Annotated in this window: 12 protein-coding genes; 6 read left to right on the forward strand and 6 right to left on the reverse strand. The window is 73.4% G+C overall.

What is annotated here, in order from left to right; genetic code table 11:
- The 3 genes from E1182_RS06695 to E1182_RS06705 all read left to right on the forward strand — a co-directional run.
- Nucleotides 1-1,445: transglutaminase-like domain-containing protein (locus E1182_RS06695; RefSeq protein ID WP_132262015.1), on the forward strand; the 1,445-nt coding region annotated here is incomplete at its 5' end.
- Nucleotides 1,446-1,745: 300 nt separating this feature from the next.
- Entirely contained in the window at nucleotides 1,746-2,957 is a 1,212-nt protein-coding gene (locus tag E1182_RS06700; protein ID WP_243706070.1) for a low temperature requirement protein A, read from the forward strand.
- 73 nt (nucleotides 2,958-3,030) lie between these two features.
- Nucleotides 3,031-3,891: a DUF1028 domain-containing protein gene (locus tag E1182_RS06705; RefSeq protein ID WP_132262020.1), complete on the forward strand. Its 861-nt coding sequence runs from the start codon at nucleotides 3,031-3,033 to the stop codon at nucleotides 3,889-3,891.
- Between the two features lie 66 nt (nucleotides 3,892-3,957).
- On the opposite strand, the gene E1182_RS06710 is transcribed toward E1182_RS06705, so the two are convergent.
- Nucleotides 3,958-4,629 carry a maleylpyruvate isomerase N-terminal domain-containing protein gene (locus E1182_RS06710; RefSeq protein WP_132262022.1) on the reverse strand — a complete coding sequence of 224 codons (672 nt, stop codon included), beginning with the start codon at nucleotides 4,627-4,629 and terminating at the stop codon, nucleotides 3,958-3,960.
- Between the two features lie 89 nt (nucleotides 4,630-4,718).
- On the opposite strand from E1182_RS06710, the gene E1182_RS06715 reads away from it, so the two are divergent.
- On the forward strand, nucleotides 4,719-5,171 hold the full coding sequence (locus tag E1182_RS06715) for a YbhB/YbcL family Raf kinase inhibitor-like protein (RefSeq protein WP_132262024.1): 453 nt from the start codon (nucleotides 4,719-4,721) through the stop codon (nucleotides 5,169-5,171).
- Between the two features lie 3 nt (nucleotides 5,172-5,174).
- Here E1182_RS06715 and E1182_RS06720 read toward each other — a convergent pair whose 3' ends face one another.
- The gene (locus tag E1182_RS06720; protein WP_132262026.1) at nucleotides 5,175-6,062 is read right to left on the reverse strand and encodes a phosphatase PAP2 family protein; all 888 of its coding nucleotides are present in this window, start codon (nucleotides 6,060-6,062) and stop codon (nucleotides 5,175-5,177) included.
- A gap of 84 nt (nucleotides 6,063-6,146) precedes the next feature.
- Between E1182_RS06720 and E1182_RS06725 the strand changes: the two genes are divergently transcribed.
- Nucleotides 6,147-6,845 carry a DUF3159 domain-containing protein gene (locus tag E1182_RS06725; protein ID WP_243706071.1) on the forward strand — a complete coding sequence of 233 codons (699 nt, stop codon included), beginning with the start codon at nucleotides 6,147-6,149 and terminating at the stop codon, nucleotides 6,843-6,845.
- A gap of 358 nt (nucleotides 6,846-7,203) precedes the next feature.
- On the opposite strand, the gene E1182_RS06730 is transcribed toward E1182_RS06725, so the two are convergent.
- On the reverse strand, nucleotides 7,204-10,101 hold the full coding sequence (locus E1182_RS06730) for a glycoside hydrolase family 48 protein (RefSeq protein ID WP_207921295.1): 2,898 nt from the start codon (nucleotides 10,099-10,101) through the stop codon (nucleotides 7,204-7,206).
- Between the two features lie 872 nt (nucleotides 10,102-10,973).
- Here E1182_RS06730 and E1182_RS06735 point away from each other — a divergent pair.
- Nucleotides 10,974-12,461: a GH1 family beta-glucosidase gene (locus E1182_RS06735; protein ID WP_132262034.1), complete on the forward strand. Its 1,488-nt coding sequence runs from the start codon at nucleotides 10,974-10,976 to the stop codon at nucleotides 12,459-12,461.
- Nucleotides 12,462-12,530: 69 nt separating this feature from the next.
- Here E1182_RS06735 and E1182_RS06740 read toward each other — a convergent pair whose 3' ends face one another.
- The 3 genes from E1182_RS06740 to E1182_RS06750 all read right to left on the reverse strand — a co-directional run bounded on the left by E1182_RS06740 (nucleotide 12,531) and on the right by E1182_RS06750 (nucleotide 16,965).
- A complete protein-coding gene (locus E1182_RS06740; protein ID WP_207914093.1) occupies nucleotides 12,531-12,944 on the reverse strand; it encodes a roadblock/LC7 domain-containing protein in 414 nt (137 codons plus the stop codon).
- A gap of 5 nt (nucleotides 12,945-12,949) precedes the next feature.
- Nucleotides 12,950-15,367, reverse strand: a complete 2,418-nt coding sequence (locus tag E1182_RS06745) for a nitrate- and nitrite sensing domain-containing protein (RefSeq protein ID WP_243706072.1) — start codon at nucleotides 15,365-15,367, stop codon at nucleotides 12,950-12,952.
- 182 nt (nucleotides 15,368-15,549) lie between these two features.
- The gene (locus E1182_RS06750; RefSeq protein WP_132262040.1) at nucleotides 15,550-16,965 is read right to left on the reverse strand and encodes an FGGY family carbohydrate kinase; all 1,416 of its coding nucleotides are present in this window, start codon (nucleotides 16,963-16,965) and stop codon (nucleotides 15,550-15,552) included.
- Nucleotides 16,966-17,076: the final 111 nt, after the last annotated feature.

A 17,076-nucleotide genomic window follows, 5' to 3' on the forward strand; every position in this document is an offset into this window, starting at 1 on the left:
AGCCGGGGCCGGGGGCGGTGGACACCGTCCGCCAGGAGATCACCGTGTCGGGCCTGACCGGCCGGCTGCTGCCGGCGGTGGCCACCCCGCGCGAGGTCACCGGCGCGCGGGTGGCGTACGACCCGGCGACCGGGACGCTGATCCGCCCGGAGGGGTTGACGCCGGGGCTGCGGTACACGGTGACGTCGGTGCGGGAGCAGCCGGACGTCAACCTGCTCGCCACCGCCGACGTGCCCGCCGGGGACGAGGTGGCCCGGGTGCTGCGGGTGCCGGACGGGACACCGGAGCCGCTGCGTCGGCTCGCCGCCCAGTTCGCGCAGGAGAACGCCGCACCGTACGCGCGGGCCACCGCGATCGAGCGGTTCCTCGCCGAGCACTACCGGGTGGTGGCGGACGCGCCGAGCGGGCACGCGTACCCGAATGTGAACTTCTTCCTGTTCGGTCCGCGTAACGGCGGCGGGCAGCGGGGCACGTCGGAGCAGTTCGCGGCGGCGTTCGCGGTGCTGGGCCGGCTGACCGGCCTGCCCACCCGGGTGGTGGTGGGGTTCGCCGCGCCCGGCGCCGGGCCGGTCCGGGCCGCGGACGCGTTCGCCTGGCCGGAGGTGCTCTTCTCCGGGGTGGGCTGGGTGCCGTTCGATCCGCTGCCCCGCCCGGACGTCGAACCCCGACCGGTGGAGGAGGATTTCCGGCCGCCGAAGGAGGAACCGCCGCCGTCGGAGGTGCCGGAGCCGTCGGTGGAGCCGAGCGCCAGCCCGCCGGCGGTCACGTCGGCGCAGGCGGACGGCGGCGACCGGGGGTTGTCGACTCCAGCGCTGGCCGCTCTGCTGGTGGGCGTGCTGGTCCTGCTGGTCGGGGCGGTCCTGGGCATCCTGGCCGGGATGCGCCGGGCGCAGACCCGGGCCCGGCTCGGTCGGGGTGACCCCGCCGACCGGATCGCCGGCGCCTGGCGGCACGTCACCGACGCGTTGCGGTTGGCGGGCCGGCCGGTCGGCGAGGACCTGGCCGCGACCGAGGTGGCGGCCCGCGCCCGGCAGGTCCTCGTCGAGGCGCGCGCCGCGGCAGCGAGAACGTCGCCGCGCAGGTCTGCTGCCCGCGCCACCCGAAGAACCGACAGCACCGGGCCGTCTTCCGCGGCCGGCACCGGCTCCCCTGCCCCGGTCGGCGGCGTCGGCGCCGTTCCCGCAGCCGGCGGCCCTGTCCCCGGCACCGGCGGTCTGCTGCTGGAGGCCCCACCGCTCGGGTCCGCGGCGACGACGGCCGGGGTGGAGGAGCTGGCCGGGCTGCTCAACCAGGCCGCCTTCGCTCCCGGCACGTTGACCGACGCGCAGGCGCAGCGGGCGGCGACGGAGGCGACCGCCTACGTGGCCACGCTCCGCGCCGCCCTGCCCTGGTGGCGTCGCCTTCTCTGGGCCGTTCACCCCGCGCCCCTGCGCTGGCGGTCCTGACCCGGCTTTCCGGGGACGCCCGATCCGGGCCGACCCGGCGAAGCCGGTCAGTCGGCCCGTCGAGGGACGAGTTCACGCAGGCCAGCCGCCCGGGTCCTCGGCACGCCGCACGGCGCCGGGCGACCCTGGTACGCGGAAGATGGGGAGAGGCTCCTCGGCCAGGTCGACGATCGTCGCCTCGGCGACGCACCGGCGATCCGGCGGCGCGCCGATGCCGCTGGCGGATCCGGCCGTTGTCCACCGCCGCGGCCCGCCGGGATGTTACGAACGCGGGGTGGACCAGTCGGCGGGGGTGCGGCGGTGAGAGCCGGGGACGGGAACCCGCTGGCGATGACCCGCACGTCCCAGCGGGCCACGTTCCTGGAGCTCTTCTTCGACCTGGTCTACATCTTCGCGTTGACCCGGATCTCGTTCCGGGCCTTCGAGGACCTCGCGCTGGATCCGCGTGGCACCGACGGCTGGTCGCCGATCACCGGGGGCGGCAAGACGCTGCTGCTACTGCTCGCGCTCTGGGCGGTGTGGCAGGGCACGGCCTGGACGACCAGTCGCTACGACCCGCGGCACAGCTGGTTGCAGACGCTCGTGTTCATCGCCTTGGCGGCCAGCATGGTGATGGGGGTGGCGATCCCCCGCGCGTTGACCACGGCCGGCATGGCGTTCGCGGTGGCGTACGTGACGGCGCAGGTGTCCCGCCCGGCGATCCTGCTGCTGGCGTTGCGCCGGCACCCCTACCGCGGACTCAAGCTGCGAATGTTGATCACCTTCAGCGTCACCGGGGTGTTGTGGATCGCCGGCGCGTTGCTGCCGGTCGGCACCCGGGCAGCGCTCTGGGCGTTGGCGCTGGCGTTGGAGTACGTCGCGGCCCGGCTCGACTGGCCGGTGCCGGGAATGGGCCGGTCGCCGGTCAGCCGCTGGGAGATCGCCGGGGAGCACCTGGCCGAGCGGTACCAGCAGTTCTTCCTCATCGCGCTCGGCGAGACGATCCTGGTCACCGGGCTCACGTACAGCACCAGATCGTACGACCCGGCCCCGACGGCCGCCTTCGCCGTGGCGGTGGTGACATCGGTGCTGTTCTGGCGGATCTACACGCAGCGGGCCGGGCTGATTCTGGCCGAGGCGGTGACCAGGTCGCGACGGCCGGCGGCCACCGGGCGCTCGGCGTCGGACACCCACCTGGTGATGGTGGTGGGGCTGGTGGCGACCGCGATCGGCTACGAGTTGACGATCACGTACCCGCTGCGCCATCCCGAGGCGGCCTGGATTGCGATGATCATCGGCGGTCCGGTGCTCTTCCTCGCCGGGCGGGCCCGCTTCGAGTACGAGGTCTTCGGTCGGATCTCCCCGTCCCGCTGGGTGGCGGTGGGCGTCATGCTGGTGCCGGTGCCGTGGCTGATGCACGCCCCACCGCTGCTGTCGGCGGCGTTGGCCGCGCTGGTGCTGGCCGGGGTTGCGGTGGCCGACGCCCGCCGCGCCCGCGGCAAGCCCCCGGAGCACGCCGCGCCGCCGATGTGAACCACCAGCGGATGTGTGAGGTTTCCGTCACCAAGCGTGTCGACGGCGGTTGGCCGCCGCTAGCCTCCCACCCGTGACCTTCTCCATTGTCGCCCGCTGCGCCGACGGACGCCGGCACGGCGTCGCGGTGGCCAGCCGGTTCCTCGCCGCCGGAGCGCTGGTACCGGCGGCCGAGGCGCGAGTCGGCGCGGTTGCCACCCAGGCGCACGCCAACCTGGCCTACCGGCAGCAGGGGCTGACCCTGCTGCGCACCGGCGTCGCCGCCGTGGACGTGGTGGCCGGGCTGGTCGCCGCCGACCCGGGCCGGGACAACCGCCAACTCGGCGTGGTGGGCACCGGCGGGGTCGGCGCGACCTGGACCGGCCCTGCGTGCCGTCCCTGGGCCGGCGGGCAGGCCGGCGACGGCTGGGCGGTGCAGGGCAACATCCTCGCCGGCCCGCACGTGTTGGACGCGGTCCGGGACGCCTGGCTGGGCGGGGCGGCGCTGCCGTTTGCGCAGCGGCTGCTCGCCGCGCTGCGGGCCGGCGACCAGGCCGGCGGCGACCGGCGCGGCCGGCAGAGCGCCGGCCTGCTGGTGGTCGAGCGCCACGGCGGGTACGCCGGCACCGGCGACGAGGTGGTGAACCTGCGGGTCGACGACCACCCTGACCCGGTCACCGAGCTGGGTCGGCTGCTCGACATCCACACCACGATGTTCGGCCGGCCCGATCCGGCCACTCTGCTCGACCTCGCCGGCTCGCTCGCCGACGAGGTCACCGCCCTGCTGACCGCCGCCGGCCATCCGGTCCACCCGGCCGGGCTCGACGACGCGCTGGCCGCCTGGGCCGGGTTGGCGAACCTGGAGGAGCGGCTGGTGCCGGGCCGGATCGACCCGATCGTGCTGACCCAGCTGCGGCGTGCCCCGCGGGTGCCGGCGCCACGCCAGCCGACCTGATTCCACCAACCCGGCCCGGCGGGTGGGAAGCCGCGCCTGCCTGACCGCGGCCCGGCCTCGGACGAATCAGGCCGCGAAGGAGAGGTGGCGGAGGCCGGCCGCCGCCACCTCGGCCCGTTCCCCGGCGGTCAGCGGAGCACGGCCGGTGGCCTTGACGATGAGGGTGAGCGGATCCCCGCCGAACGCCGCCGGCACCGGCCGGCCGCCGGTCAGCAGGTCGGCGACCACCCGGGCGGCCGTCGGGGTCAGCCACGGCGGCCGGCCCAGCCCTTCGGCCAGGTCCAGACCGTGCACGCCAACCTCCACCACCCGGGTGACCAGGAAGTCCGTCAGGGTCATCGCGTCACCGTGCCGGGTGCGGACCAGCCGCCCCGGTGGCGCCGCCGCCACCGCCGCGTCCGTGCCCCGCCAGGCGGCGCTGAAGGCCGCCGCCACTGCTGCCGCGTCGGCCGGTCGGCGGGCCTCCCGGCGGGCGCTGTCGATCCGGGCGGCGTCCACCTGCGGGGCGAACTTGGCGATGCCGAAGTAGCCGGCCGCGTCCACCTCGGCCCGGGGCGGAGCCGGCGCGGCGAGCATCTCGACCAGACGCCCGGCGCCGGTGCTGACATGTGCGATGAGGTCCCGTACCGACCAGGGCGGACAGCGGGTGGGGCGGTCCAGGTCCGTCTCGTCCACCGCGCCCAGGATGCCGTCCAGCCGGGCGCACTCGTCCCGGAAGGCCACCCGTACCGTCTCCACCGCATCCCCTCCGCGCCTCACCCTCTCACGCGGTTTCGTCACCCGGTCGGCGGGTACGCGCCGGGCCGACGAGAGGGGGCGGGCGACAGATGGCCGGCATCATGCTGCGCAGCACCGCGTTCACCGACCACGACCAGTTGCCGGGGCGGTTCGCCCGGGACGGCGGGAACGTCTCGCCGCCGTTGCAGTGGTCCGACGTGCCGGAAGGGGCGACCGAGCTGCTCCTGCTGGTGGAGGACCCGGACGCCGGACGCAGTCCGTTCCTGCACTGGCTCGTCACCGGCATCTCGCCGGATTCGGGCGGGGTCGCCGAGGGTGAGGTGCCCGAGGGCGGCCGGGAGTGGCCCAACGGCTTCGGCACGACCGGCTGGGGTGGCCCGCACCCGCCGCAGGGCACGGCGGCGCACCGGTACTTCTTCCGGCTGTACGCGCTGGAACGTCCGCTGGATCTGGCCGACGCGCCCCAGGCGGCGGACGTGCACGCCGCGCTCGCCGGCCGGGAGCTGGCCAGTGGGACCATGGTGGGCACCTACCGGCGCTGACCGTCAGCCTTTGTGGCGCGGCACCAACCGGTGCACCGAGAGCAGCACCAGCGCGGTCACCACGCCCATCGTCCCGGCGATGCCGGCGGCGCTGCCGGCGTACCCGATGAACAGGGTGCGACGGGTCAGCTCGTCCACGGCGATCTGCTGCTGGCCGAGCAGTGATGAGACGGCGAGCCCGGAGACGACGACAGCGGCCAGGCTGCCGAGCCCCAGCACCGCGGCGGCGAGGCCGTGCGCGTCCTCGCGGGCGACCTGGGCCTGCTCCCGTTGGAACACCAGCAGGAACAACCCGGCCAGCGCCGCCCAGACCCCGGCGACCAGGAAGGCGGCCACCGCGTCGCTGGGCCGGTGCCAGCCGGCGGAGAGGGTGGCCACGCCGGCGACGGCCGCGTACGCGCCACCGAGGTAGGCCCCGAGCGCACGTACCTTCGGCGGCAGGACCAGCACCAGCGCCAGCGCCACCGACGCGGCGACGGTGGCGTGCCCACTGGGCAGGCTGTTGCCGACCGCGTCCCGTTGCGGGTCGATGCCCAGGGCAGGGCGGTCGAGGCCGAACTTGAGCAGTTGGGTGGTGACGTTGGCACCGGCGATGAGGAGGGTGGCCCCGAGGGCGAGCGCCTTGCGTCCCCGGATCAGCGCGATGAAGCCGATCACCACGGTGACGGCCAGCAGGGAGACCACCGACATCGCGTTGAGGACCCGGTCGACCAGCCCCTCGATGCGTTGCTGGCCGATCCGGTTGCCGGTCAACGCGACGGTGTCCAGCCACTGGCCGGTCCCGGTGTGCACCGCCAGCCGCCAGAGCAGGGCGAACGCGGCCACCTGAGCCAGCGCCAGTACGACCAACCAGACCGCAGTCCCGCCCCGCGCCGTCGCATGCACCCGCACACCGTAGCGGTCCGCCCGGCAGGTCGCTCGGGGGACCGTCAGCGCGTTGCGGATACCGTGGGGCCGGACCACGGGAGGTGTGGGGTGGACACGTCGGAACGGGAGCGGTCGGAGCGGGAGCGACCCACCGCGGACCGGCCGGAGTCACTGGCGGATCTGCTCGGCGGGCGCCGGGGTGCGGTGGACGCGACCGTGCCGCCGGTGGCGTTCACCCTCGGCTGGCTACTGACCGGCCGGTCCGTCGTCGGGGGCGTGGTGGTGGCCGTGCTGGCCGGCTCGGCGGTGGCGCTGTGGCGGCTGCGTCGCGGCTCCCGGCCCCGGTCCGTGCTGGTCGGCTTGCTCGCGGTCTGCGTCGCCGCGCTGGTCGCCCTGTACACCGGGCGGGCGGTCGATTTCTTCCTGGTGCAGCTCTTCTCCAACACGGCCAGCGCGTTGGTGTGGGCGGTCAGCATCGCGGTGCGCTGGCCGCTGCTGGGGGTGCTGGTCGGGGTGGCGCTGCGGCAGCGGGGACGGTGGCGCCGGGACCGGGCGCTGGTGCGGGCGTACGCGCGGGGCAGTTGGGTGTGGGCGGCGACGTACGCGCTGCGGGTGGCGGTGTTCCTGCCGCTGTACCTGGGCGACCGGGTGGTCGAGCTGACCGTGGCCCGGGCGGCGCTGAGCTGGCCGCTGGTGGCCGCGGCGCTGACCGTGAGCTGGCTGGTGATCCGGCGGTCGCTGCCGGCCGGTCACCCGGGGTTGCGGCACCCGGCGCCGACGAGGGCTGCCGACCCGGACGGCACCTGAAGACGGCGGGCGGGACCGGAACGCGGAGCGACGGGAACGTAAAGGGAGAGGCCGCCACGGGGGGAGCGGCCTCTCCGAGAAACACGGTACTCCGTCGGGGCCCCGGGTGATACCGCGAGGCCGTCTTTTTTCGCTCGGTGCCGTTGCGCCCCCGGTCACCCGGGCGACGGAGGCGCAACGACGGCACTCTTCGCGGAAGGTGGGGTGGGCCTCGCGTTCCGCTGCGTTGGCCGGACGGTCGACCCACCCCCGGCCTGACCGTGGGAATCAGGCCGCCCGCCGACCGGGCGGTCCGCTCCCCCGGACCCGGTCGGCCTCCGGGTGGGTGGCGCCGCGCCACCCACCCGGAAGGGTCAGATCACCCGTTCGGGAACAGGTGGCCGTAGTCGGCGTACGCCATGGCGACGTCGGCCTGCGCCCAGAACCGGTGGTAGTTGAAGGTCGGCTCAGGCCCGCCGTTGAGGTAGGCCTCGACCTTCGGCCAGTCGGGGTCGTTCTTGTAGAACGACCGGATGTCGAGGAAGCTCTTGCCGGGGGCGATGGTGTCGCCGTTGGGCATCTTGCCGGTCCAGCCCGGCGGGATGTAGAGGCCCTGCCCGGTGGCGGCGTCGTAGACGTCGTCGAAGCGCCGGTAGTCACCGCGCTTCTCCGGCATCGAGACGCCCTTCGCGTCGCTGGCCGCGTGCAGCGCGTCCAGCAGGCCCTTGGCGGTGTTCTTCGCCGCCACGTTGCCGGACTTGGCCGCGTACGCGATCAAAGTCCGGGCCAAGGCCGAGGCGACGCCGACGTCCTGGCCCTTCACCGTCACCTCGACGTGCAGGTTGGTGTTGGGCTGCGGGTTGCTGGGGTTCCAGTTGTTGGGCTGGCCGGTCCACTTCATGTCCGACGGAATGGACCAGTTGCTGCCCAGCGTGGTGTTGGCGATGGCCCACGGCACCCACTTGTCCAGCAGCGCCTTGGCCTTGGTGTTGCCGGTCTCCAGGTACAGCTCGGCGATCCGCTGCATCGACCAGACCTGCATGCCGAACCACTGGTTCGACGGCGGGTCGTTGTAGACCGGGTCGACGTCGTAGAACATGCCGTAGAAGGTGGCGGTGCCGGCCGGCGGCTGGGCGTAGCTGCCCTCCCAGCTGTTGGTGGCGCCACCGGCGATGCCGCCCTCGGCGGACTGGAGCCAGGTGTAGAACTCCAGCTGCCGTTCGAAGCTCTTCTGCCAGTCGCTGGCCGCGGTCGGCGACTTCGGCTTGAGCTCGTTGACGTTGGTCAGCGCCCAGGCCGCGAACGGGTTCTGGTAGCCGAAGTGGCTGTGGCTGGAGCCGATCCGCCACGACCAGTTCTGGCCGGCCTCGTACGCGCCGCCCCAGGCGTAGTACCAGGACATCAGGTAGTGGGCGGAGTCCCGGCCGGTGCCGGCCGGGCAGGTGGTCGCGCCGACGCAGTTGCCGATCTTCTTGAAGTACTTGTCGAACATCGCGTAGCGCAGGTAGTCACCCATCTTGGCGGCCTTGGCGACGGTGGCCGCCACGTCGGCCTGCTTGCCCTGGGCCTTGGCCCAGGTCAGCGCCCAGTAGGCGGCCTGCACGGCGCGGGCGTCGGCGTCCGGGGCGTTGGTGTACTTCCACTGCTTGGCCGGGGCGTTCGGCTCGGTGATGAACAGGTCGAGGTAGCCGTTCTTGCCGCCGTGCTTGAAGGTCTCGCAGGACGGCTGCGGCACGGTCTCCCAGACCGACTCCTGGGTGCCCCGCTGGAAGGTGTTGATGTACGCCGGCCGGGTGGTGCCGTCGCCGCAGCGGCCGTAGCCGTAGACGTTGTCCACGTCCAGCAGCCAGTGCATGCCGTAGATGTCCCCGGTGCCGTAGGTGGACTGCAGCTCGCTGCGGAGCGGGTCCTGACCGACGGACACGTTCGGGTCGAGCCTGGACGGGTACTGGCTGGGCAGCGGGTGCTCGGCGGCGTACTGCGGGGTGCCCGCGGCGCCGGCGGAGGGCTGGTCGGCCGAGGACGGGATGATGTACTTCTCCATCACCGTCCAGGAGTTGTTGAACGGCGCCCAGTTCTGGGTGACCCGGCCGTAGTTGGCCTCCAGCCAGAGCCAGAAGCTGAACGCCTCCGAGGTGGTCTCGTGGCCGTGGTCGGGCGCCTCGACGATCAGCGTCTCGATGGAGTGGTAGGGCACGCCCTCCGGGCTGAAGTACCCGGAGTTCTTGATCTTGCCGTACTGGTCCAGGAAGCGCTTGATGTAGACGTTGTCGCCACCGGGAACGTCATTGTCGATCTCGGTGATGACGATGGGCAGCGGGGCGAAGCCGTTGGCCGAGGCGGTGATGGTGGCACTGCCACCGACCGTGTCGGAGTCCTCCGCCGCCGCGACCGTGACGGGGACCCCGGTGCTCCAGTTGCTCGGGGTCAGGGTGGCGGTGGTGGGCGACACGGTGATGTCGCTGTCCCCGCTGCGGGTCAGGGTCACCGGGACGTTGCCACTCGGGGCCGCGCTGAGCTTCAGGTTGAAGCTGGCCGTGCCGCCCTCGTTGACGCTGACCGCGGACGGGGTGGCCACCAGGGCCGGGCCGGTGGCGGGGCGGACCGTGAACGCCCGCTCGGCGATCGCGGTGGCCTCGAGGTTGTCGTACGCCTTGGCCTGCACGGTGTAGTCGCCGGCCGGCAGGTCTTCCAGCGTGTAGCCGTACGGTGCGGTGGTGTCGGTGTTGACCAACAGGCCGTTGCGGTAGAACTCGACCTTGCTGATCGTCCCGTCCCGGTCGCTGGCGGCGGCGTTCAGGGGGACGTCCGCCGGGGCCGTGAACGGGCCGGGGGGCATGCTCAGGCTGACTGTCGGCGGCAGGTTGCCGCTGGCCCCGTCACAGGTGACACCGTTGAGCGTGAACGCGGCGGGCTTCGGGTTGCTGCCGCTGTAGGTGCCCTGGAAGCCGATGGTGGTGGAGGCGCCGGTGCCGAGGTTGCCGTTCCACGCCTCGTTGGTGGCGGTCACCTCGCTACCGGTCTGGCTCCACCTGGCCGACCAGCCGTTGGTCACCCGCTGGCTGCTGTTCGGGAAGGTCCACTTGAGCGTCCAGCCGTTGATGGCGTCGCCCAGGTTCTTGATGGCGACGTTGGCGGTGAAGCCGCCGCCCCAGTCGTTGGGCGTGTATGTCACGTCGCAGGCCGGAGCGGCGTGTGCCGGGCCTGCGGGCAGGGTCACTCCAGCAACGGCGAGGGCGGCGGCGGCGAGTATCGCCGTCCGGCGCCGTCTTGCCATGAGTCTCATGTGCGCGGTGTCTCCTCGGACCGGGCCGGGGCCGGGGTGGGCCGCCGGCTGGGCACCTCCACGCGAGCAGGGGTCGCGGGGGGAAGGAGGCGCCCGGGATGGTGGTCGGTCGGAATCGGCCTGTGCTGCCGAGGCAGGGTGCCGTCTCCTCGGGTGCCGTCCGGGAGAACCGGATGCCCTCGGCGACCCACGCTCGCGCGAGCTGGCTCCGCGTCGCGATTGCGACAGTGTGCCATGGAAGCGCTCCCACGACAATACCGCAGCTCAAACGCACATCTATATTTCGATCTCGTTTAGGGTCTTTCACAAAGTCGTGACGGGCGTTACAGTCGCAGCATCGCCGATGGGAGCGCTTCCATCGACGTAGATGCAATCAGTTGGATTGGTCGCGGTCACCACACCGCGGCGCTACAGCCCGAGAGGCTGACGGCGGGCCAGCCCGGACACCGCCGTCAGCCGTCACCCACCGACGTGAGGAGGGAGGTGGAACAGAGCCACTCGCGTGGCCCGGCTCCCGCGCGACACGCACACCGAACAGCCAAGTCCACCCGTGCGTGTATGCACCATGGTGGGGACGGGGGTTGCCCTCCCCCGTCCCCACACTAAACCCCCGTGGTCCAGGGGGAAAGAGGCCGACGGGACAGGCGTCCGCGCCACCCGGCGGCCTCGTTCGCTGTCGGCACACGGTCGGGCCCACCGACCGACCCGCGGCTCCGCCCACCCCACACTCCATCCCGGCCACCGGCGCGGGTCCGGCCCCTTCTAGGCTGACGATCCGCCCGGCAAGACGGCCGGATCGTCGCGCGCCCACCGTGGGAGCGCTCCCGGCCGTCGGGTGGCCCGCACCGTGAGGAGAACTGCCCATGTCGATGCACCCCCGACGGCGACTGCCGCGCCGTGCCGCGCCCCCCGCCACCGCCTCGGCCGGCGCCGGGCTCGCTCCCGCCGCAGACCAGGTCACCGCGGCCCCGACCGGGGCCGCCGAGCCCGGCATCCCGCCGGGCGTCGAACCGGCAGCCTCCCCCGGCACCCCGGCCCTGCTGTTCCCGAACGACTTCGGCTGGGGCGCGGCCACCTCGGCGTACCAGATCGAGGGCGCCGCCAAAGAGGACGGCCGGGGCGAGTCGATCTGGGACACCTTCAGCCGCACGCCCGGGCGGACCCGCAACGGCGACACCGGTGACGTGGCCGCCGACCACTACCACCGCTGGTCCGAGGACCTGGATCTGATGCGTGACCTGGGTCTGCACAGCTACCGGTTCTCCATCTCGTGGCCCCGGGTACAGCCCGACGGCGCCGGTGAACCCAACCAGCGCGGTCTGGACTTCTACCGCCGGCTCATCGACGGCCTGTACGAACGCGGCATCACTCCGATGGTCACCCTCTTCCACTGGGACCTGCCCCAGTCGCTGCAGGACGCCGGCGGCTGGGAGAACCGCGACACCGCGTACCGCTTCGCCGACTACGCCGAGGCCGTCTTCCACGCCCTGGGCGACCAGGTTCCGGTCTGGCTGACCGTCAACGAACCGAAAACCGTGGTGCAGAACGGCTACCTCCAGGGGCACCACGCCCCCGGCCGGCAGGACCCGGACGCCGCGTACCTGGTGGCCCACCACCTCCAGCTCGCGCACGGGCTGGCGGTACGCGCCCTGCGCGCCTACGGCTCCGACGCCCGGATCGGCCCCGCACTCAACCTGCACCCCTGCTACCCGGCCGACGACACCGCCGCCGCCGCCTCCGCCGCCCGGTTGTACGACGGTTACGAGAACCGCCTCTATCTGGACTCGATCCTCAAGGGTGCCTATCCGCAGGACGTGCTCGCCGACCTCGGCGACGGGAGCCGGATGGTACGGGGCATCGCCGACGGCGACCTGGCCGTCATCTCCACCCCGGTGGACCTGCTCGCGGTGCAGTACTACACGCCGTACTACGTGACCGCCGACGGCGACACCACCCGGCGTTGGCCCACCTCACAGGCCGACTGGCAGCAGATCTACCCCGACGGGATGTACGACGTCCTGACCCGGATCACCCGCGACTACGGCCCGGTCCCGATCACCGTCACCGAGAACGGGCTGCCCTGCCCGGACGTGCTCGACCCCGACGGCGTGGTCGACGACGCCGGCCGGATCGCGTTCCTGCGGGACCACTTCACCGCCGCGCACCGCGCCATCGCCGCCGGCGTGCCGCTGGAGAGCTACCACGTCTGGTCGCTGCTGGACAACTTCGAGTGGGCCGAAGGGTACGACCAGCGCTGGGGGCTGGTCTACGTGGACTACGCCACCCAGCGCCGGGTACTCAAGCGCAGCGCCCACTGGTACCGGTCGGTCATCCGCCACAACGGGCTCTGAGCCGTACGCCGACCGGTGGTGCCGGACCGCCCGCGCGGTGGCCGGTCCGGTGCCACCGGCACCCGCGCCTCAGCGCGGCAGGGCCTGCTGCAACTCGGCACGCAGCGCCGGAGTGAGCATGTCTCCGGCCTGCTTGGCCAGCCGGGCCATCTCGTAACCCACCACTCCGATGTCGGCCTCCGCGTTGGCCAGGGTGGCCAGGATCGAGCCGTCCCGGATCTGCATCACCAGGAAATAGCCGCGCCCCATCTCGACCACCGTCTGCTTCACCACGTCACCGTCGAACATCTGCGCCGCCCCGGCGGTGATGCTCATCAGCCCCGAGGTCACCGCGGCGAGCTTGTCGGCATGGTCGCGGGGCAGGTGCGCCGAGATCGCGACCAGGAGCCCGTCGGAGGAGACCACCACCGCGTGGGCGACCCCCGGCACCCGCTCGGCGAACGCGTTGACCAGCCAGCTCAGGTCCCGTGCCTCCTGGCTCAACGTCGTCACTGTCGTCCCCCTTCGCTGTGCACCCCACCCGGCGGCAGGGCAATGTCTGTCTTCTCCTCGGCCTCCGCCCGGCGGACGCCGCTGTACAACCTGGACAGCATCCCGCCGACCGCCTCCGGGTCCGGGTCCTCGCGTGTGGCGGGGACCGTGGGCCGGGCCGGCTCGGTGACCGCGGACAACTGTGCCATCGGCACCCGGACGGGAAGTCCCCGCGCACTGGTGCCTCCGATCACCGGCGTCCCGGGCGGCTCTGGCGTCACATGCCCGGTGGACGCGACCGACGAGGCACTCGGCCCCTGCCGGGACCACCAGCCGCCGGCCTCGGCCGGCGGCGCGGCCGGCGCGAGCACGTCCTCGGCGCGCAGCGGCATCGGCCGACCGGAGCTGGGCGTCGGGTCGGGACGTCGGCCCGCCACCGGCAGCTCCCCGGGCGACGAGCGCCCCGGGCGGGGCAGGGTACGCCGGCGCCGGGGGGTGCCCACGCCTCCCGTGGTGATCATCCGAGCGGCCGGGGGATCCAGCTCCGGCATGGGAGCCGGACCCAGCAGCGCCGGTGGCACCAGTACCCGGGCCACCAGACCCTGGTCCGCCGGCGCCAGGTGCACCCGTACGCCGTGCCGGGCGGCGAGATGACTGACCACGAAGAGGCCCATCCGCTCCGAGGCGGCGACGTCCGCGGCCGGCGGCGCGGCGAGCACGGCGTTGGCCTGTTCCAGGGCGGCCCGGCTCATCCCGATGCCCTGATCGACGATGTCCACCAGCGCCCCACCGCCCTCACGGCGGGCGGTCACCCGGACCAGGGTGTCCGGCCGGGAGAAGGCGGTGGCGTTCTCCAGCAGCTCGGCCAGCAGGTGCACCAGCTCACCCACCGCGTGCCCGACGACGTGCAGGTCGGCCACCGACTCGTGGCGGACCCGCTGGTACTGCTCGATCTCGGCGCTGGCCGCGAGGAGCACCGCGCCGAGGCCGACCGGGCGGTTCCACCGCCGGGTGGACTCGGTGCCGGCCAGCACCAACAGGCTCTCGTCGTTGCGGCGCATCCGGGCCGCCAGGTGGTCGAGTTTGAACAGGTTCTCCAGCTGGTCCGGGTCCGCCTCCTCCCGTTCCAGGTCGTCCAGCAGCTCCAGCTGCCGTTCCACCAGCACCTGGCTACGCCGGGCCAGGTTGACGAACATCGCGTTCACGCTGCGGCGCGTCTGGGCCTGTTCGACGGCGACGCTGACCGCGCTGCGGTGCACCGCCACGAACGCCTCCGCCAGTTCGCCCAGTTCGTCGGAGGAGGTCACCACCGGCGGCGCCACCTCGATCGTGGGCAGCGTGCCCTGCGTCGAACGCAGCCGGTCCAGCGTGTGCGGCAGCTCCACCTGCGCGATCTGCAGGGCCTGCCCGCGCAGCAACCCGATGGAGTGCGCGATGGAACGGCCGATCAGCAGGGCGAGCAGCACGGCCAGCCCCAGCACCACCAGGATGGCGCTCACCACCGCCAGGGTGGCCCGCAGCTGGTCGCCGCTGGCGTCCTCGGCCCGGGTCGCCGCCTCGTCGAGCACCCGCGTCTCGAGCTGGCGCAGCAGCTCCTGCCGCTGGGCGCTGGCGTCCCACCACTGCTCGGCGGGGAGCACCGCCGGTCGGGCCCCGCCGCTGGCGAGACTCTTCTCCTCCAGCTTGGTCGCGGCCACGAACCCGGGGTGCACGGAGGCGCGGTCGTACAGCTGGATCTGCCTGGTGGTCGCGGCGACGCGGAACGCGCCGAGCGCAGCCAACTGCTGGGCCCGCAGGTCGGTCAGGGCGATCTGGTCGTCGAGTTGGTACCGGCCCGCCCGGGCGGCGGCGTAGAGCTGAGCGCGGACCCGCGACGACAGCTCCTTGACCCGGGCCAGCTGCACGTAGCGCAGCACCGCGTCGGTCAGCTCCGGCTGTTCCTCACCGGGCGAGGGCTCGGCCAACAGGCTGAGCAGGGTGTCGACCGCCCGGTGGTAGTTGCCCAGAATGGTCTCGGAACTCAGTACCGCCGGCAGGATCGCCGCCCGGATGGCGCGGACCTGGTCGTACGCCTCCAACGCCTTGCCGTAGGAGACCCGCCAGGAGGCGTCCGCGTCGGCCAGTGGCGCGGCGGCGCGGCGCAGCTCCCCGGCTGCGGCGTCGGTGTCGTCCTGCAACGGGCGCAAGGTCAGCGCCGTCGCCGCCCGGTCGGAGGAGAGGCCGTCACGGCGCAACTCGGCCAACTCGCCCGCCGTCCGGTCGCGTTCCTGCTGGAGCCGGTCCACCAGGACGGTGATCTGCCGGCCGATGCCGACCTGCCGCGCGAAGTCGCTCAGCGCGGTGGTCCGTCCCACCAGCGTGGTGGTCTGCACACCGGCCAGCACCAGGAAGGCCACCGACGGGATGACCAGCACGGTGGCGAGCTTCGTCCGCATACGCCAGTCCCGCAGCCGCAACGGCGACCGCCGCCGGTGTGGGACGACTGCGGCACCCGATCGGCCGCCACCGATCTGTCCGCCCCCGGTCGGATCGGGACCTGCGCCCACACCTGCCTCCTCGGCCCCCCGCTCCCCGTCGTCGGGGAGCGGGGTCCATCCAACCAGGCCAGCGAGCTGTGTCAACGGCCCTGGGGGCCTCCGTCGGTGGCCGGAGCGGCCGGATGTACGGACGAAGCGTGCTCCGTCGGACCGGAAGCGGCGAGCCGTCGCGCCGCGGCGAAGCGCCCGAGGGCCACCAACGCCGCGCCGGTGGCCCCGATCTCCGGTTCGGAGCGGTGCCAGACCTGCCGGGGGGCGAGGGTGGCGGCGAACGCCGATCGCCACCAGGCGGACGCGGTCACCGCTCCCCCACCCAGCACGACGTCGACCGGACCGTCCACCACGGACTCCAGGACGACCAGGTCGTCGGCGACCATCCGGCACAGCCCGGCCATCAACCCGGCCAGGATCTCCACCGCGGTGGTGGAGAAGTTGAGGCCGCGCAACTCGCCCGCCCCGGCCGGGGTGGTGCCCGGCGGCCGGTCACCCCCGAAGCGGGGATTCGTCGCCACCCGACCGTGCGGCGGCACGCGGGCCAGCGCGGCGTCCAGATCCGGCCCCTGCGGCAGCCGCAGCTCCCGGTTGGCCCAGGCGAACAGGTTGCCTCCACAGGAGTAGGCGGAGCCGGTCACCACGTGTTCGTGGTCCACCCGGTACCGCCAGAGCTGCTCGGGCAGTGCAGGCAGGTCGGCGTCGACGGACACCGGCTGCACCAGGCGCACCGCGGCGGAGGTGCCGACGGTGACCGCCACCCGATGTGGGTCGACGCAGCCGGAACCCACATTGGAGGCCGCTCCGTCGCCGATCGCGGCGGCCCACTCGGCGCGGGCCAACGGCGGCCAACGCCGGGCGAGTTCCGGGCGCAGCCGTCCGCGCCAGCCCGCCGGCGCAAGCTCGGGCAGTTCGCCGGGGCGTACGCCGGCCAGCGCGCAGGCCTCGGCGTCCCAGTCCATCGAACGCAGATCGAGCAGCCCCGTGCCGGAGGCCATCGACACCGAGGTGGGCGCGGCGTCGAGCAGCTCGCCCAGGGCGTACTCCGCGAGCCCGACGAAGCGGCCGACCGGGCCGCAGCGCGCACGCAACCACGGCAGCCGCACCGACCAGTAGGACCGGTGCCACCAGGTGCCGGTACGTTGGTGGAACGCGGCCGGATCGGCCGGGCCGACCGCGCCGGGCAGCGGCTCCGGGCGGGTGTCCAGCCAGGTGAGCACCGGCCCGAGCGGCGTGCCGGTGGGGTCGAGCGGAACCACCGAGTGCCACTGGGCGGAGAGCGCGACCAGCGTCACGTCGCGCAGGTGCCCGCCGTCGGCGAGTTCGTCCAGGCACTCGACCAGACAGGCGAGATAGCCGGCCGCGTCGAGGGTGCCGGTGCCGTCGTCGGCCACCGCCACCCGCAGCCGGCGCCGGGCCAGGGCGCCGGGCAGCGGCTTCGCGTCGGCGTCGAGCACGAGCCCGCGTACCGAGGAGGTGCCGAGGTCGAGAGCGAGAATGTTCATCCCGGGTCACGGTACCGAACCACCGGGCCGGCGACGTCGCGATCCGTCGCCGGAACCTTCCGCCACGAAGTGGGAACGGCTACCGGGCCCGGGTCGTCCCGACATAGGGTG

This window comes from Micromonospora sp. KC721 (genome assembly GCF_004348355.1).
Classification (GTDB): Bacteria; Actinomycetota; Actinomycetes; order Mycobacteriales; family Micromonosporaceae; genus Micromonospora.

Bases quoted from the DNA above. Each gene is read 5' to 3' on its own strand.
- E1182_RS06715 (WP_132262024.1), top strand. From the start codon at position 4,719: ATGGCCGGCATCATGCTGCGCAGCACCGCGTTCACCGACCACGACCAG.
- E1182_RS06730 (WP_207921295.1), bottom strand. From the start codon at position 10,101: ATGGCAAGACGGCGCCGGACGGCGATACTCGCCGCCGCCGCCCTCGCC.
- E1182_RS06735 (WP_132262034.1), top strand. From the start codon at position 10,974: ATGTCGATGCACCCCCGACGGCGACTGCCGCGCCGTGCCGCGCCCCCC.
- E1182_RS06745 (WP_243706072.1), bottom strand. From the start codon at position 15,367: ATGCGGACGAAGCTCGCCACCGTGCTGGTCATCCCGTCGGTGGCCTTC.
- E1182_RS06750 (WP_132262040.1), bottom strand. From the start codon at position 16,965: ATGAACATTCTCGCTCTCGACCTCGGCACCTCCTCGGTACGCGGGCTC.